The sequence below is a fragment of the Bacillus sp. THAF10 genome (genome assembly GCF_009363695.1).
Classification (GTDB): domain Bacteria; phylum Bacillota; class Bacilli; order Bacillales; family Bacillaceae_I; genus Sutcliffiella_A.
The window spans coordinates 2,902,783-2,922,996 of record NZ_CP045403.1 but is presented as its reverse complement, the minus strand read 5'-3'; the positions used below and the strand labels follow the sequence as shown (position 1 = coordinate 2,922,996).

General features: G+C 40.0%; 19 protein-coding genes and 1 tRNA gene. 18 read left to right on the top strand and 2 right to left on the bottom strand.

Going from position 1 to position 20,214, the window contains the following annotated elements; all coding sequences use genetic code 11:
- Window positions 1-2: 2 nt before the first annotated feature.
- The 8 genes from racE (at window position 3) to clpX (ending at window position 7,859) form a co-directional block, all read left to right on the top strand.
- A complete protein-coding gene (racE, locus tag FIU87_RS15260; protein WP_152445382.1) occupies window positions 3-812 on the top strand; it encodes a glutamate racemase in 810 nt (269 codons plus the stop codon).
- Window positions 813-1,111: 299 nt separating this feature from the next.
- On the top strand, window positions 1,112-2,182 hold the full coding sequence (locus FIU87_RS15255; protein WP_152445381.1) for a GerMN domain-containing protein: 1,071 nt from the start codon (window positions 1,112-1,114) through the stop codon (window positions 2,180-2,182).
- Between the two features lie 95 nt (window positions 2,183-2,277).
- Complete coding sequence (locus FIU87_RS15250; protein WP_152445380.1) at window positions 2,278-2,862, top strand: XTP/dITP diphosphatase; 585 nt, start codon at window positions 2,278-2,280, stop codon at window positions 2,860-2,862.
- Between the two features lie 21 nt (window positions 2,863-2,883).
- A complete protein-coding gene (locus tag FIU87_RS15245; protein WP_152445379.1) occupies window positions 2,884-3,387 on the top strand; it encodes a metallophosphoesterase in 504 nt (167 codons plus the stop codon).
- Window positions 3,388-3,543: 156 nt separating this feature from the next.
- A tRNA-Arg gene (locus FIU87_RS15240) sits at window positions 3,544-3,620 on the top strand.
- Between the two features lie 165 nt (window positions 3,621-3,785).
- Window positions 3,786-4,784: a tetratricopeptide repeat protein gene (locus FIU87_RS15235; protein WP_152445378.1), complete on the top strand. Its 999-nt coding sequence runs from the start codon at window positions 3,786-3,788 to the stop codon at window positions 4,782-4,784.
- Window positions 4,785-4,966: 182 nt separating this feature from the next.
- Complete coding sequence (tig, locus tag FIU87_RS15230) at window positions 4,967-6,253, top strand: trigger factor (protein ID WP_152445377.1); 1,287 nt, start codon at window positions 4,967-4,969, stop codon at window positions 6,251-6,253.
- A gap of 340 nt (window positions 6,254-6,593) precedes the next feature.
- Entirely contained in the window at window positions 6,594-7,859 is a 1,266-nt protein-coding gene (gene clpX, locus FIU87_RS15225) for an ATP-dependent protease ATP-binding subunit ClpX (protein ID WP_152445376.1), read from the top strand.
- A gap of 51 nt (window positions 7,860-7,910) precedes the next feature.
- On the opposite strand, the gene FIU87_RS15220 is transcribed toward clpX, so the two are convergent.
- Window positions 7,911-8,480 (bottom strand): tubby C-terminal domain-like protein, encoded by a 570-nt coding sequence (locus FIU87_RS15220; RefSeq protein WP_152445375.1) that lies wholly within the window; start codon window positions 8,478-8,480, stop codon window positions 7,911-7,913.
- A gap of 153 nt (window positions 8,481-8,633) precedes the next feature.
- On the opposite strand from FIU87_RS15220, the gene lonB reads away from it, so the two are divergent.
- The 8 genes from lonB to FIU87_RS15185 all read left to right on the top strand — a co-directional run bounded on the left by lonB (window position 8,634) and on the right by FIU87_RS15185 (window position 17,207).
- Entirely contained in the window at window positions 8,634-10,316 is a 1,683-nt protein-coding gene (gene lonB / locus FIU87_RS15215; RefSeq protein WP_152445374.1) for an ATP-dependent protease LonB, read from the top strand.
- Between the two features lie 231 nt (window positions 10,317-10,547).
- Window positions 10,548-12,872, top strand: coding sequence for an endopeptidase La (gene lon / locus FIU87_RS15210; RefSeq protein ID WP_152445373.1), 2,325 nt, complete (start codon window positions 10,548-10,550; stop codon window positions 12,870-12,872).
- Window positions 12,869-13,453: a ribosome biogenesis GTP-binding protein YihA/YsxC gene (gene yihA / locus FIU87_RS15205; RefSeq protein ID WP_152445372.1), complete on the top strand. Its 585-nt coding sequence runs from the start codon at window positions 12,869-12,871 to the stop codon at window positions 13,451-13,453. The genes lon and yihA overlap by 4 nt, the downstream gene beginning before the upstream one ends.
- Before the next feature lie 56 nt (window positions 13,454-13,509).
- On the top strand, window positions 13,510-13,824 hold the full coding sequence (locus FIU87_RS21460) for an alanine--tRNA ligase-related protein (RefSeq protein ID WP_253905436.1): 315 nt from the start codon (window positions 13,510-13,512) through the stop codon (window positions 13,822-13,824).
- Between the two features lies 1 nt (window position 13,825).
- Window positions 13,826-14,323: a DHHA1 domain-containing protein gene (locus FIU87_RS21455; protein ID WP_253905435.1), complete on the top strand. Its 498-nt coding sequence runs from the start codon at window positions 13,826-13,828 to the stop codon at window positions 14,321-14,323.
- Window positions 14,324-14,738: 415 nt separating this feature from the next.
- Window positions 14,739-15,521 (top strand): transporter substrate-binding domain-containing protein, encoded by a 783-nt coding sequence (locus FIU87_RS15195; protein ID WP_172971076.1) that lies wholly within the window; start codon window positions 14,739-14,741, stop codon window positions 15,519-15,521.
- Between the two features lie 280 nt (window positions 15,522-15,801).
- On the top strand, window positions 15,802-16,464 hold the full coding sequence (locus tag FIU87_RS15190) for an amino acid ABC transporter permease (RefSeq protein ID WP_152445371.1): 663 nt from the start codon (window positions 15,802-15,804) through the stop codon (window positions 16,462-16,464).
- Window positions 16,465-16,475: 11 nt separating this feature from the next.
- Window positions 16,476-17,207: an amino acid ABC transporter ATP-binding protein gene (locus tag FIU87_RS15185; RefSeq protein WP_152445370.1), complete on the top strand. Its 732-nt coding sequence runs from the start codon at window positions 16,476-16,478 to the stop codon at window positions 17,205-17,207.
- A gap of 42 nt (window positions 17,208-17,249) precedes the next feature.
- On the opposite strand, the gene FIU87_RS15180 is transcribed toward FIU87_RS15185, so the two are convergent.
- Window positions 17,250-17,732: a LiaF transmembrane domain-containing protein gene (locus FIU87_RS15180; RefSeq protein ID WP_152445369.1), complete on the bottom strand. Its 483-nt coding sequence runs from the start codon at window positions 17,730-17,732 to the stop codon at window positions 17,250-17,252.
- Between the two features lie 251 nt (window positions 17,733-17,983).
- Here FIU87_RS15180 and hemA point away from each other — a divergent pair, with 251 nt between their 5' ends.
- Window positions 17,984-19,354: a glutamyl-tRNA reductase gene (hemA, locus tag FIU87_RS15175; protein ID WP_152446598.1), complete on the top strand. Its 1,371-nt coding sequence runs from the start codon at window positions 17,984-17,986 to the stop codon at window positions 19,352-19,354.
- Window positions 19,355-19,369: 15 nt separating this feature from the next.
- Window positions 19,370-20,203: a cytochrome C assembly family protein gene (locus FIU87_RS15170; RefSeq protein ID WP_152445368.1), complete on the top strand. Its 834-nt coding sequence runs from the start codon at window positions 19,370-19,372 to the stop codon at window positions 20,201-20,203.
- The last annotated feature ends 11 nt before the right edge of the window (window positions 20,204-20,214 follow it).

Below are 20,214 nucleotides of genomic sequence, written 5' to 3'. Positions count from 1 at the left end.
AGTTGCAAAGACCAATTGGAGTAATTGATTCAGGTGTTGGCGGCTTAACCGTTGCAAAAGAAATCATGAGGCAGCTTCCGAAAGAGCGCATCATCTATCTTGGAGATACCGCCCGCTGTCCTTACGGGCCAAGGCCAGTAGAAGAAGTGCGTACGTATACCTGGGAAATGACGAACTACCTTTTAACACACAATATAAAAATGCTCGTTATAGCCTGTAACACCGCTACAGCAGTTGTGCTAGAGGAAATCAGAGAACAGCTTAATATTCCTGTTATTGGGGTGGTAGATCCAGGTGCACGCACTGCTCTTAAGGTGACACAAAATTACCAAGTCGGTGTAATTGGCACAGTTGGAACAATCAACAGCGGTGCCTATGCAAATGCACTTCGAGCCATCAACAACGAAGTGCAGGTGGAAAGCCTAGCTTGCCCGAATTTTGTGCCCCTTGTGGAAAGTGGGGACTTTGAAGGAGAAAGAGCAAAGGATATAGTTGAAGATACTTTGCACATGTTCAAAGGTTCAGATATCGACACTTTAATTCTTGGCTGTACGCATTACCCGCTACTACGGCCAACTATTCAACAGGTAATGGGAGAGCATATTCAGCTCATCTGCTCAGGTGATGAAACGGCAAGGGAAGTTAGTACCATCTTGAATTTCAAACGCCTTTTAAACCGAACCGAACTAATGGAAGACCATGAATTCTATACGACCGGCTCCAAAGAATTATTCAAAAAAATCGCAAGCAAACTATTCGAACAAAAAATCGAAAACGTTACTACCATAGTGTTAGATCCGATTGGTATCTAAACTAAACAGCTCATTTATATGGGCTGTTTTTTTGTGCTTTTTAAAATGGGAAAAATAGTTAGTCATTCTAGCTGGAGAGTGGAGCAAAAGGCTTAGACTCCGTTTGATGAAGCGATAGACTAACTCAAGACCCCGCAGGTGAAGCAGAGGAGACTTACCGTTTGCCCCTTAGGACGCGGAGCCGTTTTGGGGAATTTTACAGCAGTGTTAAGTAAACAAAAACTTTTTCCCAGTGCTCGGTCTATTTTTACGAAAGGCTCGTATACATATTAGTACAAACCGTCATGGGAGGGAAACGTATGTCTAAAAAGGTGAAAATTACGGCTGCTGGCTTGCTTGTGACTTCTGTATTACTATCAGGTTGTGGATTATTTGGAGGAGACGAGGAGGCAGGCAAAAATCAAGATATCCAAAAAGATGTCTCATATGTGGATGATGTAGAAAATCAAGATGGAACAGATACAGACGGAACTTCTGGTGAAGAAAAAGCCGTATCTGAAAAAACACAAAGAGAACTATACTTGATTGACAGCAATGGCTATGTTGTTTCACAAACGTTGGAGCTGCCAAATACAGAATCACCAGCAAAACAAGTGCTAGAACACTTAGTTGCTGGTGGTCCAGTGGAAAATATGCTGCCAAATGGTTTCCGAGCAGTTCTTCCTGCCGGCACGGAAGTAGATGTAAATTTAAAGGAAGATGGCACCATTGTTGCGGATTTTTCAAACGAATTCACAACCTATGATCCTGCCGATGAAAAGCGAATCCTTCAATCTATAACATGGACATTAACTCAATTTGAAAATGTGAACAAAGTACAAATTATGGTGAATGGCTACGAGCAGGAAGTGATGCCTGTCAACCGCACGCCAATAGGTGAAGGAGTAAGCAGAGCAAACGGAATCAACTTCCAGACAGCGAACGCACTTGACCTGATGAATACAAAACCGGTTACGCTGTATTTTATGGCTGAAAGCGATGAAGGGGAGCCGTATTATGTTCCAGTTACTACAAGGTTACATCTCGATGGAAAAGACAAATATTCCGCGATTGTGGAGGCTTTAATAGCAGGACCTGCGCACACCTCCAACCTAACAAATGATCTGACTAATGGTGTCGCATTATTAGATGATCCAAAAATGGAGGAAGGAAATCTTGTACTAAACTTTAATGAAGCAATTTTAGGAATGGAAGGTAGAGTTGTTTCCAAAACAATCGTCGATGCCCTAGTGTTAACGTTAACAGAGCAAGCTGGTGTAGAAAGTATCGCCATCAATGTGAACGGCGAGGGAGATTTAATGGCAACAGACGGCACCAATGTCTCTGAGCCTGTTTCTCGTCCTGAAAAAGTGAATACAGGAAGATTTTAATAGATAGTTTTTGATATACTATTCATGAAAGTTAGAAGAGGCGAGAGATTGCCTCTTCTTTGTTTATATTTTTTACATAAAAGGAGAAAATTCTAATGAAGGAATTAATTATCGCAACAAATAATCAAGGAAAAGTAAAAGATTTCAAAACTTTGTTAGAGCCATTAGGATATGAGATAAAATCACTAGCAGATTTTCCAGAAATACCGGAAATTGAAGAATCAGGAACTACTTTTGAAGAAAATGCACTTCTTAAGGCGCAAGCCGTAGCCAACCACCTTGGGAGAATGGTCCTTGCTGATGATTCTGGATTAGAAGTAGATGCATTGAATGGAGAACCTGGGGTGTACTCTGCACGCTATTCGGGTATGGATAAAGATGATGTTCGGAACTATCAAAAAGTGTTAGATAAACTACAAGGAATTCCGAAACATCAGCGAACAGCAAGGTTTGTTTGTGTTCTCGCAATTGTCGATCCGAAAGGGGAAAAGTTCACGGTCCGAGGAACCTGTGAGGGATTCATAGCAATGGAACCTGCAGGAGAAAACGGATTTGGCTATGACCCTGTTTTTTTTGTGGAAGAAAAACAAAAAACGATGGCACAGCTGACAAAGGGGGAAAAAAACGAAATCAGTCACCGTGCAAATGCATGGAAGAAACTAATCAGCCACTGGAAATAGCATCCGACTAGGAGTGAAAGTATGAAAGTTTTAATCGTAAGTGATAACCATGGTGAGGAAGAGATATTACAGCAGCTGAAAGCACGCCACAAGGATGAGGTAGAGTTGTTCCTTCATTGTGGAGATTCAGAACTGCCCTTTTCAAGTGAAGCCATGATTGGTTATGACGGAGTAAGAGGTAATTGTGATTTAGATACAGATTATCCAGAAAAGCTGATAAAAGAACTGTCTGGTAATCGGATATTTATAACACATGGCCATCTATACCAAATTAAGTCCTCGCTTCTGCCATTGAAATACGCAGCAGAAGAAGAGGGTGCAACGATTGCATGCTTTGGACACTCCCATATTGCAGGAGCAGAATTTATGGATGGAATTTTATTTATTAACCCAGGAAGCATAGCTTTGCCACGTATGACAAAGGAGAAGACCTATGCTATAATTGAGCTGAAGGAATCTGTATTTTTCGTACATTACTATAATGAAAAGGGAGAAAAATTGTCCTCTCATACCTTTGAAAAATAGAGAAGAGAGGGATTTCCCTCTCTTTGTGTTCTTTTTTAAATTATAGAAGAAAAGTTTTTAAAAAGTGTTGACTTTAAAATGTGTATCTCATATAATAAATCTTGTCGCTGCAGATAATTAGTAAATTTTTCTTTTACATAATTAATATTTTATAATGTCCCAGTAGCTCAGCAGGATAGAGCAACGGCCTTCTAAGCCGTGTGTCGGGGGTTCGAATCCCTCCTGGGACGCCATTTTAATTAAACGCCATGTGCATTTTTATGAGTATTCTTTTTTATAAGAGTATTGATAAAAACGCGCATGGTGTTTTTTATTGGTCCTATCTCCATATCGCTTGTGCTCGCAATTAAACATTGATAAACTTGTTTCAATCTTATACGTCAGGACGGCAAAACAAGATGAAAAACAAAAAAATTGTGGAGTTCCCAAATTTAAAGCATCGTCTTTTAGAAAAAGCAATGGAGACGATGAAAGAGAAAAAGTTTCAGGAAGCGTTAGAGCTCTTCTTGCAAGCACGAGAAAATAACTATGCATATGCGGAAGTGGAGCTTGGAATGGTCGTTTGCTATATGGAGCTTGGTCAATTAACAGAGGCCAAAAACCGATGCAAAAAAATGCTCCAGGAGGATATAGGGGATTATTTTCATGTTCTGCAAATTTACATAACTATTTTGATTCAGCTTAAAGAATACGAGGAAGTAAAAACAACGATTGAAGCGATTTTGGAGGAGGACAAACTTCCTGCTCAGTATGCTCAAAGCTTCTACCAGCTTTTAGAGTTTGCAAGAAAAATGTTACCTCAAGGAAAGGAACAGGTAGAGTTTGAGCCAGAGTATGGAGAGGATGAACGGCTGCATTTACAAGATGCGTCCACGCAAAAGCAATTTGAAATCATTCAATCGCTCAAACAACGAAATATTAGACCGCTTATTCCAGAAATACAAGATTATTTAAAAGAAGAGCTGCATCATCCAGTGCTGAAAACCTTTCTTGTACATATTTTAAAAGAGCAAGGCTGGGATAAAGAAATGGAAATAGTAAAGCTTGGTCAAAGAGTAGACTTTAATCCTACTTCCTTAAAAAGTGGAGAAGAAGATCCATTCCTAAACAAGGTCATCACAATTTTAGAGGATAAGGTCGAAAGTGAAAATCCCACATTGTTCGAAAGTTTAAAGGAGATGCTTGTTCGGATACATACTGTTTTGTGTCCTTTATCCTTTGATCCTGATCATCCTGCAGCATGGGCTGCTGGTCTTCATAGTGTGGGTGGGGAGATGTTTGGTTTAGGTTTGAATGATGAAGATTTAGGAGATGAATATAGTGTTTTACCCTTAGAGTTACTACAGGTGAAAAAAGCGATCACAAAGCTTGAAGATTTTTCATATCTCCGTTTATGAGGCTATCTGTTGAACTCATGCAAGTTTGTGTTATAATGTAAGGGTTGTAAATTTTATATACTATTAGATTTACCAGCAAATTTAAAGAAGACAATTTACCACCTTGAGTGGTCAAGCAGATTAGATAATAAGGCGCGTTTTTTTATTATCTTTTTTGAAAATAGATGTTGGAGGGAAAATTTATGTCTGCTAAATGGGAAAAGTTAGAAGGAAATCAAGGCGTATTAACAGTGGAAGTAGATGCGGAAACAGTTAATAAAGGTCTTGACGCAGCGTTTAAAAAAGTAGTTACAAAGGTAAATGTACCAGGATTCCGTAAAGGGAAAATTCCTCGTGGCATGTTCGAGCAACGCTTTGGTGTAGAATCTTTATACCAAGATGCGCTTGATATCATTCTGCCAACTGCTTACTCTAACGCAGTAGTGGAAGCTGGAATTGAGCCAGTTGATCAACCAGAAATCGATATCGAAACAATCGCTAAAAACGAAAAGCTTGTTTTCACTGCGAAAGTAGTTGTGAAGCCAGAAGTAAAACTTGGAGAGTACAAAGGCTTAGAAGTGGAGCGTCTTGATGCAAATGTAACAGATGAAGATGTAGAAGCGGACTTAAAAGGCCTTCAAGAGCGTCAAGCAGAGCTTGCTGTTAAAGAAGAAGGAACAATTGAAAATGGCGACACTGTTGTTATGGATTTCGAAGGCTTTGTTAACGGTGAAGCATTTGAAGGTGGAAAAGCAGAGAACTACTCTCTAGAAATCGGTTCTGGCACATTCATTCCAGGCTTTGAAGAGCAATTAGTTGGTCTTGCAGCTGGAGCGGAAAAAGAAGTAGAGGTTTCTTTCCCAGAAGAATACCACGCTGAAGAGCTTGCTGGTAAGCCTGCAGTATTCAAAGTAACAGTACACGAAATCAAAACAAAAGAGCTTCCTGCACTTGACGATGAGTTTGCGAAAGATGTAGACGAAGAAGTGGAAACACTTGAAGAACTTAAAGCAAAAACAAGAACTCGTTTAGAAGAAGCGAAAAAGACAGAAGCGGAAAACCACCTTCGTGACACAGTAGTAGAAAAAGCTGCTGCAAACACAGAAGTGGAAATTCCAGAAGCTATGGTGAAAACAGAAACTGACCGTATGGTTCGTGAATTCGAACAACGCTTGCAAATGCAAGGAATGACAATGGATCTTTACTTCCAATTCTCTGGTCAGGACGAAGAAGCTCTTCGTACACAAATGAAAGAGGATGCAGAAAAGCGTGTGAAAATGAACTTAACGCTTGAAGCAATCTCTAAAGCAGAAAACATCGAAGTAACAGATGAAGAAGCAAACGAAGAAATCGAAAAAATGGCTGGCATGTACAACATGTCTGTAGACCAAATCAAGCAAGCATTAGGAAGCTTAGAAGGTCTAAAAGAAGATTTAAAAATTAGAAAAGCAATTGATTTCCTTGTAGAAAATAGCAAAGATGTTGCATAATAGTAAGTAAGAGACAAGGCGCGACTTGATCGTGCCTTGTTTTGTACCATTAGGACTGTTTTTTCCATCATTTCCATTCATCTCTGTGTTAGTAATAGACATACATGGTTACAATAGTACGGACTAAACCCTAAAGGTATCCATACATATCATAAGTGTAATTATTAGTAAAGCCAGGCTTAAATGTGGTAAAATGCAGTACATAACTAATTTTTTGGATGTAGGGTTTCGTAGGCAAGAAGATCAAATAGCGATGGCAAAAATATGCCGCACCAGATTTTCTCATTACTTAAGACCAGCTGATGGATGGGAAAAGAGAAAGGATAAGGGGTGAAACATTATGTTTAAATTTAATGATGAAAAAGGACAATTAAAATGTTCTTTCTGTGGAAAAACTCAGGATCAAGTTCGTAAACTAGTTGCTGGTCCAGGTGTATACATATGTGATGAATGTATTGAGCTTTGTACGGAAATTGTGGAGGAAGAGTTAGGTACGGAGGAAGAAGTAGAATTTAAAGATGTACCAAAGCCTAAGGAAATCCGTGATATTTTAGATGAATATGTTATTGGTCAGGAATCAGCGAAGAAGTCACTGTCTGTTGCTGTGTATAACCATTACAAGCGGATTAACTCCAACAGCAAAATCGACGATGTAGAGCTAGCAAAAAGTAATATTGCCATGATCGGACCAACAGGAAGCGGGAAAACCCTTCTTGCCCAAACTCTAGCTAGAATCCTTAATGTTCCATTTGCAATTGCAGACGCGACTTCTCTTACAGAAGCTGGTTATGTAGGGGAAGACGTTGAAAACATTTTGCTTAAATTAATTCAAGCTGCCGATTATGATGTGGAAAAAGCTGAAAAAGGAATCATCTACATTGATGAAATCGACAAGGTTGCTCGTAAATCCGAAAACCCGTCTATCACTCGTGATGTTTCTGGAGAAGGTGTGCAACAAGCACTGTTGAAAATTCTTGAAGGTACGGTTGCAAGTGTTCCTCCACAAGGCGGACGTAAGCACCCACACCAAGAATTCATTCAAATTGATACCACAAATATCCTGTTCATTTGTGGTGGTGCTTTTGATGGCATTGAACAAATCATCAAGCGCCGTCTAGGTAAAAAAGTAATTGGATTTGGGACAGCTGAAAAAGCGGACGATTTAGAGCAAAAAGAACTTCTATCTAAAGTTCTTCCTGAAGATTTACTACGCTTTGGGCTAATCCCAGAATTTATTGGGCGTCTTCCGGTAACGGCAAGCTTAATGCCGCTTGATGAGGATGCGTTAATTGAAATTCTTACAAAACCAAAAAATGCCCTAGTAAAGCAATATCAAAAAATGCTTGACCTTGATAATGTGGAGCTAGAGTTTGAGGAAGGCGCATTGTCTGAGATTGCCAAAAAAGCAATTGAACGCAAAACAGGCGCACGTGGCCTTCGTTCCATCATTGAAGGGCTTATGCTTGATGTGATGTATGAGCTGCCTTCTCGTGATGATATCAAGAAATGTATTATCACAGCAGAAACGGTTGCCGATAATGTATCACCAAAGCTGATTTTAGATGATGGATCAGAATTAAAAGAAGACGAAAAGACGTCTGCATAATAAATAAGAAGAGCATTTCCTTAATATAAGGAGTGCTCTTTTTTTGTTTTGCTAATCTGACATTTGCATGTGTGTTACCCAAACTATGGTTGAGATTTCCAAAGGTGTGAGTGGAGAATCCTCTTTGATATGAAATTGATAACATGGCCTTGGAAGCGCATTTACCCGTTCGATTTCAACCATTAACCGCTGTTCTTTTTTTATATATGTAAAACGATTCATGAAATCCTTCTCAATCATGTAGTGTTCATCCTCTGTTTGATAAGAGAAACGTCCATTTGGTTTTATTTTTGAGATATCCTTAAGGGAGCTTGTGGACACTCTACCAGAAGCATTTATGTGATGTATATCCCATTTGACTTTCAATAAGTTTTCCTTGAGAGGTCTTTCTAGTATTTTGATTTCCTCTCCATCCTTTGCTGAACCCTCCACATCCCTTTTTCCTAAGAATGCAAGCACGCCTTCAGAAAGAATGGGGATTGGGAGATTAGAAAGGACATATATCCATTTTTTTCGAAAGCTTCTGTTAAACGTGGCAATTTCTAATTCATTTTCCTGCAAAATTGGCACGGATTTTGCGGAATATTTCAAGATAGGTAAAGAAAATTTGTAGACCTTCAAAAACAAACACCTCCTTCTTACTCTACGAAAAAACGACTGAAAAGTTTCGTGAAAAACCTATTTTAACCAAATCCTAAATGTTGGTTTATTCCCAAAATCAGGGGAGATACTATCCATTAAATCACATACATCATGAAATGCAGGAGGGGTACTATGTCTTTTACAGGAATCGCACTGTTTATACAGCTTTTCTTCGGCGTCATCATCGGGCTGTATTTTTGGAACCTGCTGAAAAACCAACGTACACAAAAAGTTACTATTGATAAAGAATCTAGAAAAGAAATGGATCAGTTAAGAAAAATGAGAAGCATCTCCTTGTCGGAACCACTGGCTGAAAAAGTAAGGCCAACAAGCTTTAAAGAAATTGTCGGTCAAGAAGATGGTATTAAAGCCTTAAAGGCGGCCATTTGTGGTCCTAACCCACAGCATGTCATCATTTACGGACCTCCAGGCGTTGGTAAAACTGCTGCTGCAAGACTTGTGCTAGAAGAAGCAAAAAGAAATCCAAAGTCCCCATTCAGAGGGAATGCCGTTTTCATTGAACTAGATGCCACCACTGCACGCTTTGATGAAAGAGGCATTGCTGATCCATTAATCGGTTCTGTTCATGATCCAATCTATCAGGGTGCTGGAGCAATGGGGCAGGCTGGTATCCCGCAACCAAAACAGGGAGCAGTCACACATGCTCATGGTGGCATGCTGTTTATTGATGAAATTGGAGAGCTTCACACGATCCAAATGAACAAATTACTAAAGGTACTAGAGGACCGAAAAGTATTCCTAGAAAGTGCCTATTATAGTGAAGAAAATCAGCAAATCCCTAGTCATATTCATGATATTTTTCAAAACGGACTGCCAGCAGATTTTCGTCTAGTTGGGGCAACGACAAGAACACCAAATGAAATACCACCGGCTATTCGTTCAAGATGCATGGAAGTATTTTTCCGTGAGCTAGAAAAAGAAGAACTGGAAGCTGTGGCAAGAAATGCGGCATCCAAAATTAATATGTTTGTTGAAGAAGAGGGAATCAAGCTACTTGCATCTTACACAAGAAATGGTCGAGAAGTGGTAAATATGATGCAGATTGCTTGTGGCCTTGCCATTACAGAGGATAGAGACACAGTCAAAGTGGCAGATATCGAATGGGTGGTACATTCTAGTCAATTAGCTCCAAAATACGAAAATAAAATTAAAAACGAGCCGCAACCAGGTCTAGTGAACGGCCTTGCAGTTTTTGGTCCAAACTCAGGTGCTCTTCTTGAAATTGAGGTAACCGCGATTCCAACAGAGGAAAAGAAGGGTACGGTGAACATTACCGGAATTGTGGAAGAAGAGAGCATGGGCAACCAAGGAAAATCGGTTCGCCGAAAAAGTATGGCTAAGGGCTCAGTGGAAAATGTTATTACAGTTCTGAGAAAGCTTGGTGTTCCTGCAGCGAATTACGATATTCACGTCAACTTTCCTGGTGGCATACCAATAGACGGTCCATCTGCAGGAATTGCAATGGCAACAGGGATTTACTCTGCAATTTTTAAAATACCAGTAAGTAATGTTATTGCGATGACAGGTGAAATTAGTATCCACGGAACGGTTAAGCCAATTGGTGGAGTGATTCCGAAAATAAAAGCAGCTAAACTAGCGGGAGCCAAATCAGTCATTATTCCAGCGGATAACATGCAATCCATCATTAAAGACATAGAGGGGATAGAAGTAGTTCCTGTAAAGGAATTTCAGGAAGTGTTAGACCTTGCCCTAATCAGAGAAAAAGCTTCAGAAGCAAGCTTTGATTCTATTCTTCAAGCACCAATACAGCTTCCTCAAACAGAATCAATGTAGCAAATAGGCAGGCCAAGTGAAGGTCTGCCTGTTGCATTTTCTGTCAAGCATTCCCTTTGCACTCTAGGGAGGAAAAAGGTAAAATTTTGACTACAAGTTTTTTTAATATCTTGATGAGACTAGTAAAAGCTAGTAAAACAGAAGTGCTGTTTAGTTTAATTAGACAGGGCAATCTAATTAAGATAGAATTGAACAAAGAAACATAATGGAAGAGCGTACGGGGGTGTTACGATGGCAACAAATAAGGAATATCATGTTCCATTATTGCCTTTACGAGGACTTATGGTATTTCCTACAATGGTGCTCCATTTAGACGTAGGAAGAGAAAAGTCCATAGAAGCATTAGAGCAAGCAATGCTTGGAGATAATATTGTCGTTCTTTCCACACAAAAGGAAGTCGGCACAGACAATCCAAAGAAAGATGACTTGTATGCATGGGGAACGCTGACAAAGGTTAAGCAAATGTTAAAGCTTCCAAATGGAACGGTCCGAGTTCTGGTAGAAGGACTAGAGCGTGCGAAAATAGAGGAGTTTGTAGAAAAAGAAACTCACTGGGAAGCGAAACTTCTTACATATCCAGATCCAGAGGAAAAGGATGCGGAAGACGAAGCACTAATGAGAACTTTGCTGGACTATTTCCATACATATACAAAGCTCTCGAAGAAAACGACGATTGAAACGTACCATACGGTTTCCGATATTACAGAGCCTGGCCGAATGGCTGACATCATCACGTCTCATTTGCCTATTAATATGAAGGAAAAACAGACAGTTCTAGAAACAAGAGATGTCAAAGACCGTCTTCATAAAGTAATACGACATGTAAACAATGAAAAAGAAGTGCTTCAGCTTGAAAAGAAAATCGGTCTTCGCGTTAAACGCTCTATGGAAAGAACGCAAAAGGAATATTACTTGCGTGAGCAGATGAAAGCGATACAAAAAGAACTAGGGGATAAAGAAGGAAAAGGCGGCGAAATTCAAGAGCTGAAAGAACGTGTGGAGAAAATCGGCATGCCCGAAAACGTCCAAAAAACAGCCTTAAAAGAAATCGATCGCTATGAGAAAATCCCTTCTAGCTCAGCAGAAAGCTCTGTTATCCGCAATTATATTGACTGGCTTTTAAATTTGCCATGGAAAGAAGCAACAGAAGATCAGCTTAATATCATCAGAGCGGAAGAAATTTTAAATGAAGACCATTTTGGCCTTGAAAAAGTCAAGGAGCGGGTGTTGGAGTATTTAGCTGTTCAACAGCTGACAAAGTCCTTAAAAGGTCCCATTCTGTGTCTAGCAGGACCTCCTGGAGTGGGGAAAACCTCCTTGGCGCGTTCCATCGCGAAATCCTTGGATCGAAAATTTGTCCGTGTTTCCTTAGGTGGAGTTCGGGATGAATCTGAAATCCGCGGTCATAGAAGAACGTATGTTGGTGCGATGCCAGGAAGAATCATTCAAGGAATGAAAAAAGCGGGCACGATTAACCCAGTCTTTCTTTTAGATGAAATCGATAAAATGTCCAATGATTTTCGAGGAGACCCATCCTCAGCTCTTTTAGAGGTGCTTGATCCGGAACAAAACCATAATTTTAGCGATCATTACATTGAAGAAAGCTATGACCTTTCCAACGTCATGTTCATCGCGACGGCTAACAATCTTGCTACCATCCCAGGACCTTTGCGTGATCGGATGGAAATTATTACAATAGCAGGTTATACAGAAATTGAAAAGCTGAATATAGGGAAAGATCATCTTCTTCCCCGCCAAGCAAAAGAGCATGGACTGGAGAAAAACCTGCTGCAAATTAGAGAAGACGCACTAATGGCAGTCATACGCTACCACACCAGAGAGGCTGGTGTCCGTAGCTTAGAAAGACAAATTGCTTCCATCTGCCGAAAAGCTGCGAAAATCATTGTTTCTGGTCAAAAGAAACGTGTGGTCATCACAGAAAAGAACTTGGCTGAATTTCTAGGAAAGCCTAAGTTTCGCTATGGACAAGCAGAGGTGGAAGACCAGGTTGGTGTGGCTACAGGGCTTGCATATACGACAGTAGGAGGAGACACCCTCTCCATTGAGGTTTCTGTTTCACCTGGTAAGGGCAAGCTGATGCTTACAGGAAAGCTTGGGGATGTCATGAAGGAATCTGCACATGCCGCATTCAGCTTTATTCGTTCCAGAGCGGATGAATTAAACATAGACCCTGACTTTAATGACAAGAACGATATTCATATTCACGTTCCAGAGGGAGCGGTACCTAAAGATGGGCCATCCGCTGGAATTACGATGGCAACAGCACTCATTTCCGCGCTAACAGGACGCCCTGTACGGAAAGATGTTGGAATGACTGGGGAGATTACTTTACGAGGACGAGTGTTACCAATTGGCGGCTTAAAGGAAAAATCGCTAAGTGCTCACCGTGCTGGCTTGAAAAAAGTAATATTACCTAAAGAAAATGAAAAAGACTTGGATGATATTCCAGAAAGTGTGCGAGAAGATTTAACGTTTGTATTAGTATCACATTTAGATCAAGTGTTAGAACACGCATTAGCAGGAGAGAAAAAATGAAAGTAACACAAGCAGACATTGTAATCAGTGCCGTAAAACCAGAACAATACCCAAGTGAGCTACTGCCAGAATTCGCTTTAGCAGGACGGTCAAACGTAGGGAAATCATCTTTTATCAATAAGATGATCAACAGAAAAAACCTAGCAAGAACCTCGTCAAAACCGGGTAAAACACAAACCCTAAACTTTTACTTAATCAATGAAATGATGCATTTTGTTGATGTTCCTGGCTACGGGTTTGCCAAAGTACCTAAATCCGAACGCGATGCTTGGGGAAGAATGATGGAGACCTACCTTACCTCAAGAAATCAGTTACGAGCGGTTCTGCAGATTGTAGACCTTCGTCATCCTCCATCCAAAGATGACGTGACAATGTATCACTACCTAAAGCATTACGATTTGCCAGTCATTGTCATTGCTACCAAAGCAGATAAAATTCCAAAAGGAAAATGGCAAAAGCACTTAAAGGTAGTAAGAGAAACGCTAGAGATGGAAAAAGAGGATGAAGTAATTCTCTTTTCTTCTGAAACAGGCCAAGGCAAAGATGAGGTCTGGGGTATTTTACAAAAAAGAATGAAATAAACATGGAAACTGTGCGCAGAAATGTGCGCAGTTTCTTTGAATTTGGAGGGAGAAACATGAAACTTTATTACGAAGATCCTTACATAAAAGATTTCACAGCAACCTTGGTGGAGCTTAAACAAGATGACGAAAACAGATGGTATGCAGTATTAGATAAAACTGCTTTTTATCCAGAAGGTGGGGGGCAGCCCTTTGATAAAGGGATGTTGAATGACGTTAAAGTAGTCGAGGTTCAAGAAAAAGAAGGGGAAATCCGTCAATGGCTGCGGTGGGACGCATCCTTCCTCTACTGGCGGTGTCGCCTCCTTGAAAATTTTAGACTGGGAGAAGCAAGGAAAGAAAACGAGAGTAACCTTTGTATGTGGCGGTAGAGTGCTGGAAAATCTACACGCCAAACAAATGGTAACCAAGGATTTATCGGTGCTATTGAATGCCCCTCAAGAAAAATTGTCTGAAGCTGTGGCAAGTTTACTGGAACAAAATAAAGCACAAGTAAAGTATTTGAAAGAAGCTCAACAAAAGCTGCTTTTACTGGAAGCATCTGAACTTGCTGGGCAAAAAGAGGTTATTCAAAACAAAGTGGTGATTCGGAAAATTTTCGCTAACCGCACGATGAGTGAGCTGCAAACAGTTGCTCGTGCTCTAGTTAGCATGGATGCTTCATTCAACATGGTATTAATCTCTGAAACGGACAACAAGCTTCAATTTGTTCTCGCGAGGGGAGCAGAGTCTCCATTGAATATGAAAGATATAGCTTCAGAAATTCTTCCAGCCATAAACGGCAAAGGAGGAGGAAATCCAAGCTTTGCACAAGGCGGGGGAGAAGGGTCTGCGAATGAGTTAATGGAGAAGATAGTGTCTCTATTATAATTCTCAACAATTTAAACTTGGAGACCAAGGGAAAAGTGATGTAGAGAAGGGCTCTCTCCATCAAAAAATCCAGTACCTCAAAAAAGTTAGCTAGAGTAGTACTGGTTACTTATCGAATTCTCCTGGTGATTAATCATATTTCCATCTTTATTAGAGGCTACCAGAATTTCTGGTAGCTTATTTTTTTACTGAAAATTCACAAATATTACGTTTCAAATACAAAAATGAAGGGAATAGGAACTATACAGAGGAATTCCGAGCATTTTTACGTTACATAGCAAGAGAGACAAACTAGAGTTAGAATTTACTGAATTATCATGAAAAATTCATTTTTAACTCATTTGTGGTAGTTTTCCGTAATTGTTAACATAAAAGGGAAACAAAAAAATTGGTCGACAAGGGGGATTTTGGAAAATTGAAAAAAAGGATATGGATTGTTACGTTATTAGTTATGTCTACCATTCTTGCTGCATGTGGCGGTGGAAAGGTCACCACAGATGAAGGATATGAACTGGTAGATGAAGGGAAATTCACGTTTGCTTCTTCAGGAGAATTTGCCCCGTTCAGTGTAACAGATGGAAACGGGAACATGACTGGGTTTGATATCGAGGTTGCTGAAGCTATTGCTGCCGAGCTCGGACTGGAGCCAGAACAGAATAAATACACATTTGCAAGTATTGTTGAAGGAGTAAAAAATGGCCGCTTTGATGCTGCGGTTGCCTCACACACGATTACAGAAGAACGATTAGAAGAAGTTGATTTTTCTACTCCCTACTACTATTCAGGAGCACAGATCTTTGTAAGACCAGACAGTGATATTGAAACATTAGAAGATTTAGAGGGCAAGGAGATTGCGGTATCGAGAGGGTCTACATATGCCGATTTAGTTGCAGATGTATCTGATAATATCAAGAACTATGACAGTGATGTTGTGGCATTAGAATCACTTAATAATGGCCGTCACGATGCAGTGGTGACTGACTTTGTTACTGGACGCGAAGCGATTGGTAAGGGAATGGAGCTTGAAGGACGCGAGTTGTTAGAGCGCAGTGAACAGGCGATCGCGGTTGCAAAAGGAAATGAGAAGTTATTGGAAGAAATCAACAAAGCCCTTGAAACCTTACGAGAAAATGGCAAACTAGCAGAAATAAGTGAAAAATACTTTGGAGAAGACATCACTTCAGACCCGGATGAGTAAGTAGTCAAAAGTCTAATAATGTCTATTCTCTGAAATGTGTGGTGCTCGTTCACCACACATTTTTTCATAATATTTATAAGGCTAATGCATATATATATAAATTTTCAGCTGTTGATTGGAGCGAAAGGCGGAGACTCCCGCGGGAATGAAGCGATAGACTAAAGACCCCGGAGGGCGAAGCCTGAGGAGGCTCCAGCATCGCCCCGCAGGACGCGGAGCCATTTGGCGGAAATCAACAGCGGTATTTAAACGGCTCAAAAAGTAGAAAAGGAGTGAGAGTATGCCCAGTTTAGCGCACTTTCTAGAAGTGTTTTTCGGCTCTTATGAAATGTTTTTAAAAGGCATGTGGAGTACCTTACAGGTTACAGCAGTATCCATTGCAATAGCACTTGTTATTGGGTTATTTTTCGCATTCTTAAAAATCTCCGACTTGAAAATTTTGAATTGGATTGCAAATTTTTATATTTACATAGTACGAGGAACACCACTGATTGCTCAAATTTTTATATTTTACTACGGATTAGTTGAACTTGGAATTTCAGCATTCTGGTCCGTGACTTTAGGTCTTGCTTTCCATAATGGTGCATATATAGCGGAAATATTCCGAGGCTCTATTCAATCCATTGATAAAGGGCAAATGGAGGCAGGACGATCCTTAGGGCTGACGAGCAGCTTAACGATGAGAAGAATTATTCTACCACAGGCATTCAGACGGGCATTACCTCCATTAGGAAATCAATTTATCATTTGTTTGAAAGACTCTTCCCTTGCAGCGTTTATAGGTTTCTACGAGCTATTCAATGTTGCTCAAACATTAGGCTCCACTACGTTTGATTACATGACGCATTTACTAGTTGTATCTGTTTATTATTTAGTTCTTGTCGGTGTGATTGGTTTAGTGGTCATTTTATTAGAACGAAAATTCTCTGCAAGTGACAGATAGGAGGGAAAACAATGAGCAACAAAATCGAAGTCAAGCAACTTAATAAATCGTTTGGAGATTTACATGTTTTAAAGGATATTTCCTTATCTCTAAAAAATAAAGAAGTGGTTTGTTTAATCGGAGCGAGCGGATCAGGAAAAAGTACCGTGCTACGCTGTCTGAATTTCCTTGAGATGAAAGACAGTGGGACGGTCATCATTGACGGAAAAGAAGTGGATGTAAAAAAAGATAATTTAAATAAAGTGCGCCAACGAGTGGGAATGGTGTTTCAGCACTTTCATCTTTTTCCACATATGACAGTGCTGCAAAATGTTATGGAGGCACCTGTTCAATTAAAGAAGGCAAAAAAGGAAGAGGCAAAACAAATTGCCTTGGACCTATTGGAAAAGGTAGGACTTTCGGATAAAGCCAATGTTTATCCTGAAAAGCTTTCAGGGGGGCAAAAGCAGCGCGTGGCCATTGCAAGGGCGCTGGCAATGAAACCCGAAGTAATGCTGTTTGATGAGCCAACCTCTGCTCTTGATCCGGAGCTTGTCGGGGAAGTACTTAAAACGATGAAAGAACTAGCTGAAGAGGGCATGACGATGATGGTCGTCACGCATGAAATGGGCTTTGCCCAAGAAGTAGCAGATAGGGTCATTTATATGCATGATGGGAAAATTGTAGAGGAAGGTCCTCCCCAAGAGCTCTTCAACAGCCCGCAAAATCAACGAACAAGAGATTTTCTAGAGGCAGTACTCTAGCAATAAGAAAGACCTGCAACGAAAAACTTGCAGGTCTTTGCTCTATTTCTTTTTAAATACTAAAAACGCACCAATAATAATTAACACAGCTGGCCAGTAGTTGTACAAGTTTTCTACACCAGTCTCCACCTTGCCAAGCATTCTCATAAAGCTGTCATAAAATAAAAAGAAGCTTGCTAGTATGCACAACAGCACACCTTCAAACATTCCGCCCTTTGTTTTTTGAGAACGGAGGATAAAACCTGCACCAAGAATTAAAATAATCACTGCAAAATGATCTGGCCAACCAGAAACAGAATCCTTTAATTGAAAATGAAGGCCAATACCTAGCAACACAAAGCCTGGTAGGATGTTTGGATAATCATTTTGTTTGTATGCTTGTAACAACAGTGCAACACCTGAAATAACAAGCAGAGTGGTCCAGGAAAACATGCCGTCCCAGAGTGAAATGTTTAATTGTTGTAACAGGAAATATAAGCCAAATAAAAGCAAAAGTAGTCCAGGTAAAAAGCTGTTCTTCTTCATATTTTCCTCCCTTAAATCGAGGCTGAAACCTTGATTCTACAATGAAAATCTGTTAATGTACAAGTTGGTGAATAAAAGAATTGTAATGATTGTAATATAGTAATAAGGTTTTTAAATGAAAACGGTGTATTTTTTAGTGAAATCCACCAATGGTATTTCGCTAGATGTTCACATTTTACCAAATGCATGAACATTTCGTCATGTTATAATTTTAGTAGATATTATTATTTTTTCTGGGGGTGTACGAACAAGTGCATATTATAGTAGTCGGTGTTAATTATAAAACGGCCCCTGTTGAAATTCGTGAAAAATTAACCTTTAACCCAGCTGATCTGGAAAAAGCAATGGTTAGCTTAAAGGATCAAAAGTCCGTGTTGGAGAATATCATTGTTTCCACTTGTAATCGAACGGAAGTATATGCAGTGGTGGATCAGTTGCATACTGGACGTTATTATATTAAAGCATTCCTTGCTGACTGGTTTGGGCTAGATAAGGAAGAATTTTCTCCTTACTTAAACATATACGAAAACGATGGTGCCATTGAGCATTTGTACCGTGTTTCCTGTGGACTAGATTCTATGGTGCTTGGGGAAACGCAAATCCTCGGTCAAATTCGCAACAGCTTTTTGACAGCACAAGAATTTCACACGGTTGGAACGATTTTCAATCAATTATTTAAACAAGCTATTACCCTTGCGAAGCGAGCGCATTCTGAAACAGATATCGGTTCTAACGCTGTTTCAGTCAGCTATGCAGCCGTAGAGCTTGCCAAGAAAATTTTCGGAGATCTAAAGAACAAGCATGTGTTAATTTTAGGTGCCGGGAAAATGGGAGAACTCGCTGTTCAAAACCTTCATGGCAATGGGGTAAAAAAGGTAACAGTTATTAACCGCTCAATGGAAAAAGCAGAGAGTTTGGCATATCGTTTTGATGGACAGGCTAAATCCATGCAAGAGCTTTCCTGTGCGTTGGTAGAAGCGGATATTCTTATCTCTTCTACCGGTGCCAAAGAGTTTGTTATCACAAAAGAAGATATGACCTATGTGGAGCGCATGAGAAAAGGACGTCCATTGTTTATGATTGATATTGCCGTTCCTCGTGATTTGGATCCCGAGCTTGAGAAGCTAGAAAGTGTATTCCTCTATGATATTGATGATCTTGAAGGAATTGTCAATGCCAATCTTGCAGAGCGAAAAAAGGCTGCCGAAGAAATTGAGCTTTTCATAGAACAGGAAATTGTGGACTTTAAGCATTGGTTGAATACTCTTGGTGTTGTGCCTGTTATTTCAGCGCTGCGCCAGAAGGCACTAGATATTCAGTCAGATACAATGCACAGCATTCAGCGTAAATTGCCACATTTAACAGAGCGTGAAATGAAAGTGTTGAATAAGCATACAAAGAGCATTATCAATCAAATGCTTCGTGACCCTATTCTGCGTGCGAAAGAGCTTTCAGCTGAACCTAATGCTCAGGAATCCTTAGAGCTATTCACCAAAATCTTTAACATCGAAGAAGCGGTTCAACAGGAAGTACAGACACAGTATTACTCGGTGAAAAAGGAAAAGAGTGCATCTGCTTCTGTAGGGATTCCGCTTCCTCATGCTGCGACATATCGGTCGTAAGAGAGGCTGTTTTATATGCTAGAGATGACTATCGCAAGGGTATATGAATTTACCGTTATTCTTTATGCCTTAAGTGTTCTCTTATATTTTATTGATTTTCTCCAACATAACCAGAAGGCTAATAAAACGGCCTTCTGGTTACTTGCAATTGTATGGGTTTTGCAGACAATCTTTATGATTTTAAGGATGATCGATACAGGCAGAATTCCGATTTTAACGCTTTATGAAGGGATGTACTTTTATACATGGGTGCTTATCACCTTCTCACTGGTGATCAATAGAGTTCTACGTGTGGATTTTATCGTATTTTTCACCAATGTTATCGGCTTCCTTGTGCTGGCGTTACACACCTTTACACCCTATCAGCATGATTCAACGGTGGTAGCACAGGCCTTAGTATCCGAATTGTTGATTATCCATATTACCATGGCCATTCTTTCGTACGGTGCATTTTCATTATCCTTTGTTTTTTCCCTTTTGTATGTGCTGCAATACCGGCTTTTAAAAGAGAAAAAATGGGGAAAACGATTGCTGCGAATCGAGGACTTGTCCAAACTTGACCACATGTCCTATGTATTAAATGTCATCGGTGTTCCAATGCTGTTACTATCGCTGATCCTTGGAAGCATTTGGGCTTCTGTAAAGCTCTCAGAGTTCCAATGGTACGATGCAAAGGTCATTGGGTCGTTCATTGTTATGGCTGCATATAGCTATTATTTTTATCAAAGGATTGGGAAAGGGATTAGCGGAAAGGCGATTGCCAACTGGAATATTGCTGCCTTTCTTGTTATATTAATCAACTTTTTCTTATTCGGTAGACTTTCCAATTTCCACTTTTGGATTTTATAGAATCCCAGTTG

What these genes read in the sequence shown, in the direction of transcription:
- FIU87_RS15180 (WP_152445369.1), bottom strand. Translation starts at nt 17,732, where the DNA reads ATGAAGAAGAACAGCTTTTTACCTGGACTACTTTTGCTTTTATTTGGC.
- FIU87_RS15170 (WP_152445368.1), top strand. Translation starts at nt 19,370, where the DNA reads ATGCTAGAGATGACTATCGCAAGGGTATATGAATTTACCGTTATTCTT.
- FIU87_RS21460 (WP_253905436.1), top strand. Translation starts at nt 13,510, where the DNA reads ATGAAACTTTATTACGAAGATCCTTACATAAAAGATTTCACAGCAACC.
- FIU87_RS15185 (WP_152445370.1), top strand. Translation starts at nt 16,476, where the DNA reads ATGAGCAACAAAATCGAAGTCAAGCAACTTAATAAATCGTTTGGAGAT.
- yihA (WP_152445372.1), top strand. Translation starts at nt 12,869, where the DNA reads ATGAAAGTAACACAAGCAGACATTGTAATCAGTGCCGTAAAACCAGAA.
- FIU87_RS15245 (WP_152445379.1), top strand. Translation starts at nt 2,884, where the DNA reads ATGAAAGTTTTAATCGTAAGTGATAACCATGGTGAGGAAGAGATATTA.
- FIU87_RS15250 (WP_152445380.1), top strand. Translation starts at nt 2,278, where the DNA reads ATGAAGGAATTAATTATCGCAACAAATAATCAAGGAAAAGTAAAAGAT.
- clpX (WP_152445376.1), top strand. Translation starts at nt 6,594, where the DNA reads ATGTTTAAATTTAATGATGAAAAAGGACAATTAAAATGTTCTTTCTGT.
- FIU87_RS15255 (WP_152445381.1), top strand. Translation starts at nt 1,112, where the DNA reads ATGTCTAAAAAGGTGAAAATTACGGCTGCTGGCTTGCTTGTGACTTCT.
- FIU87_RS15190 (WP_152445371.1), top strand. Translation starts at nt 15,802, where the DNA reads ATGCCCAGTTTAGCGCACTTTCTAGAAGTGTTTTTCGGCTCTTATGAA.
- lonB (WP_152445374.1), top strand. Translation starts at nt 8,634, where the DNA reads ATGTCTTTTACAGGAATCGCACTGTTTATACAGCTTTTCTTCGGCGTC.
- FIU87_RS15235 (WP_152445378.1), top strand. Translation starts at nt 3,786, where the DNA reads ATGAAAAACAAAAAAATTGTGGAGTTCCCAAATTTAAAGCATCGTCTT.
- lon (WP_152445373.1), top strand. Translation starts at nt 10,548, where the DNA reads ATGGCAACAAATAAGGAATATCATGTTCCATTATTGCCTTTACGAGGA.
- tig (WP_152445377.1), top strand. Translation starts at nt 4,967, where the DNA reads ATGTCTGCTAAATGGGAAAAGTTAGAAGGAAATCAAGGCGTATTAACA.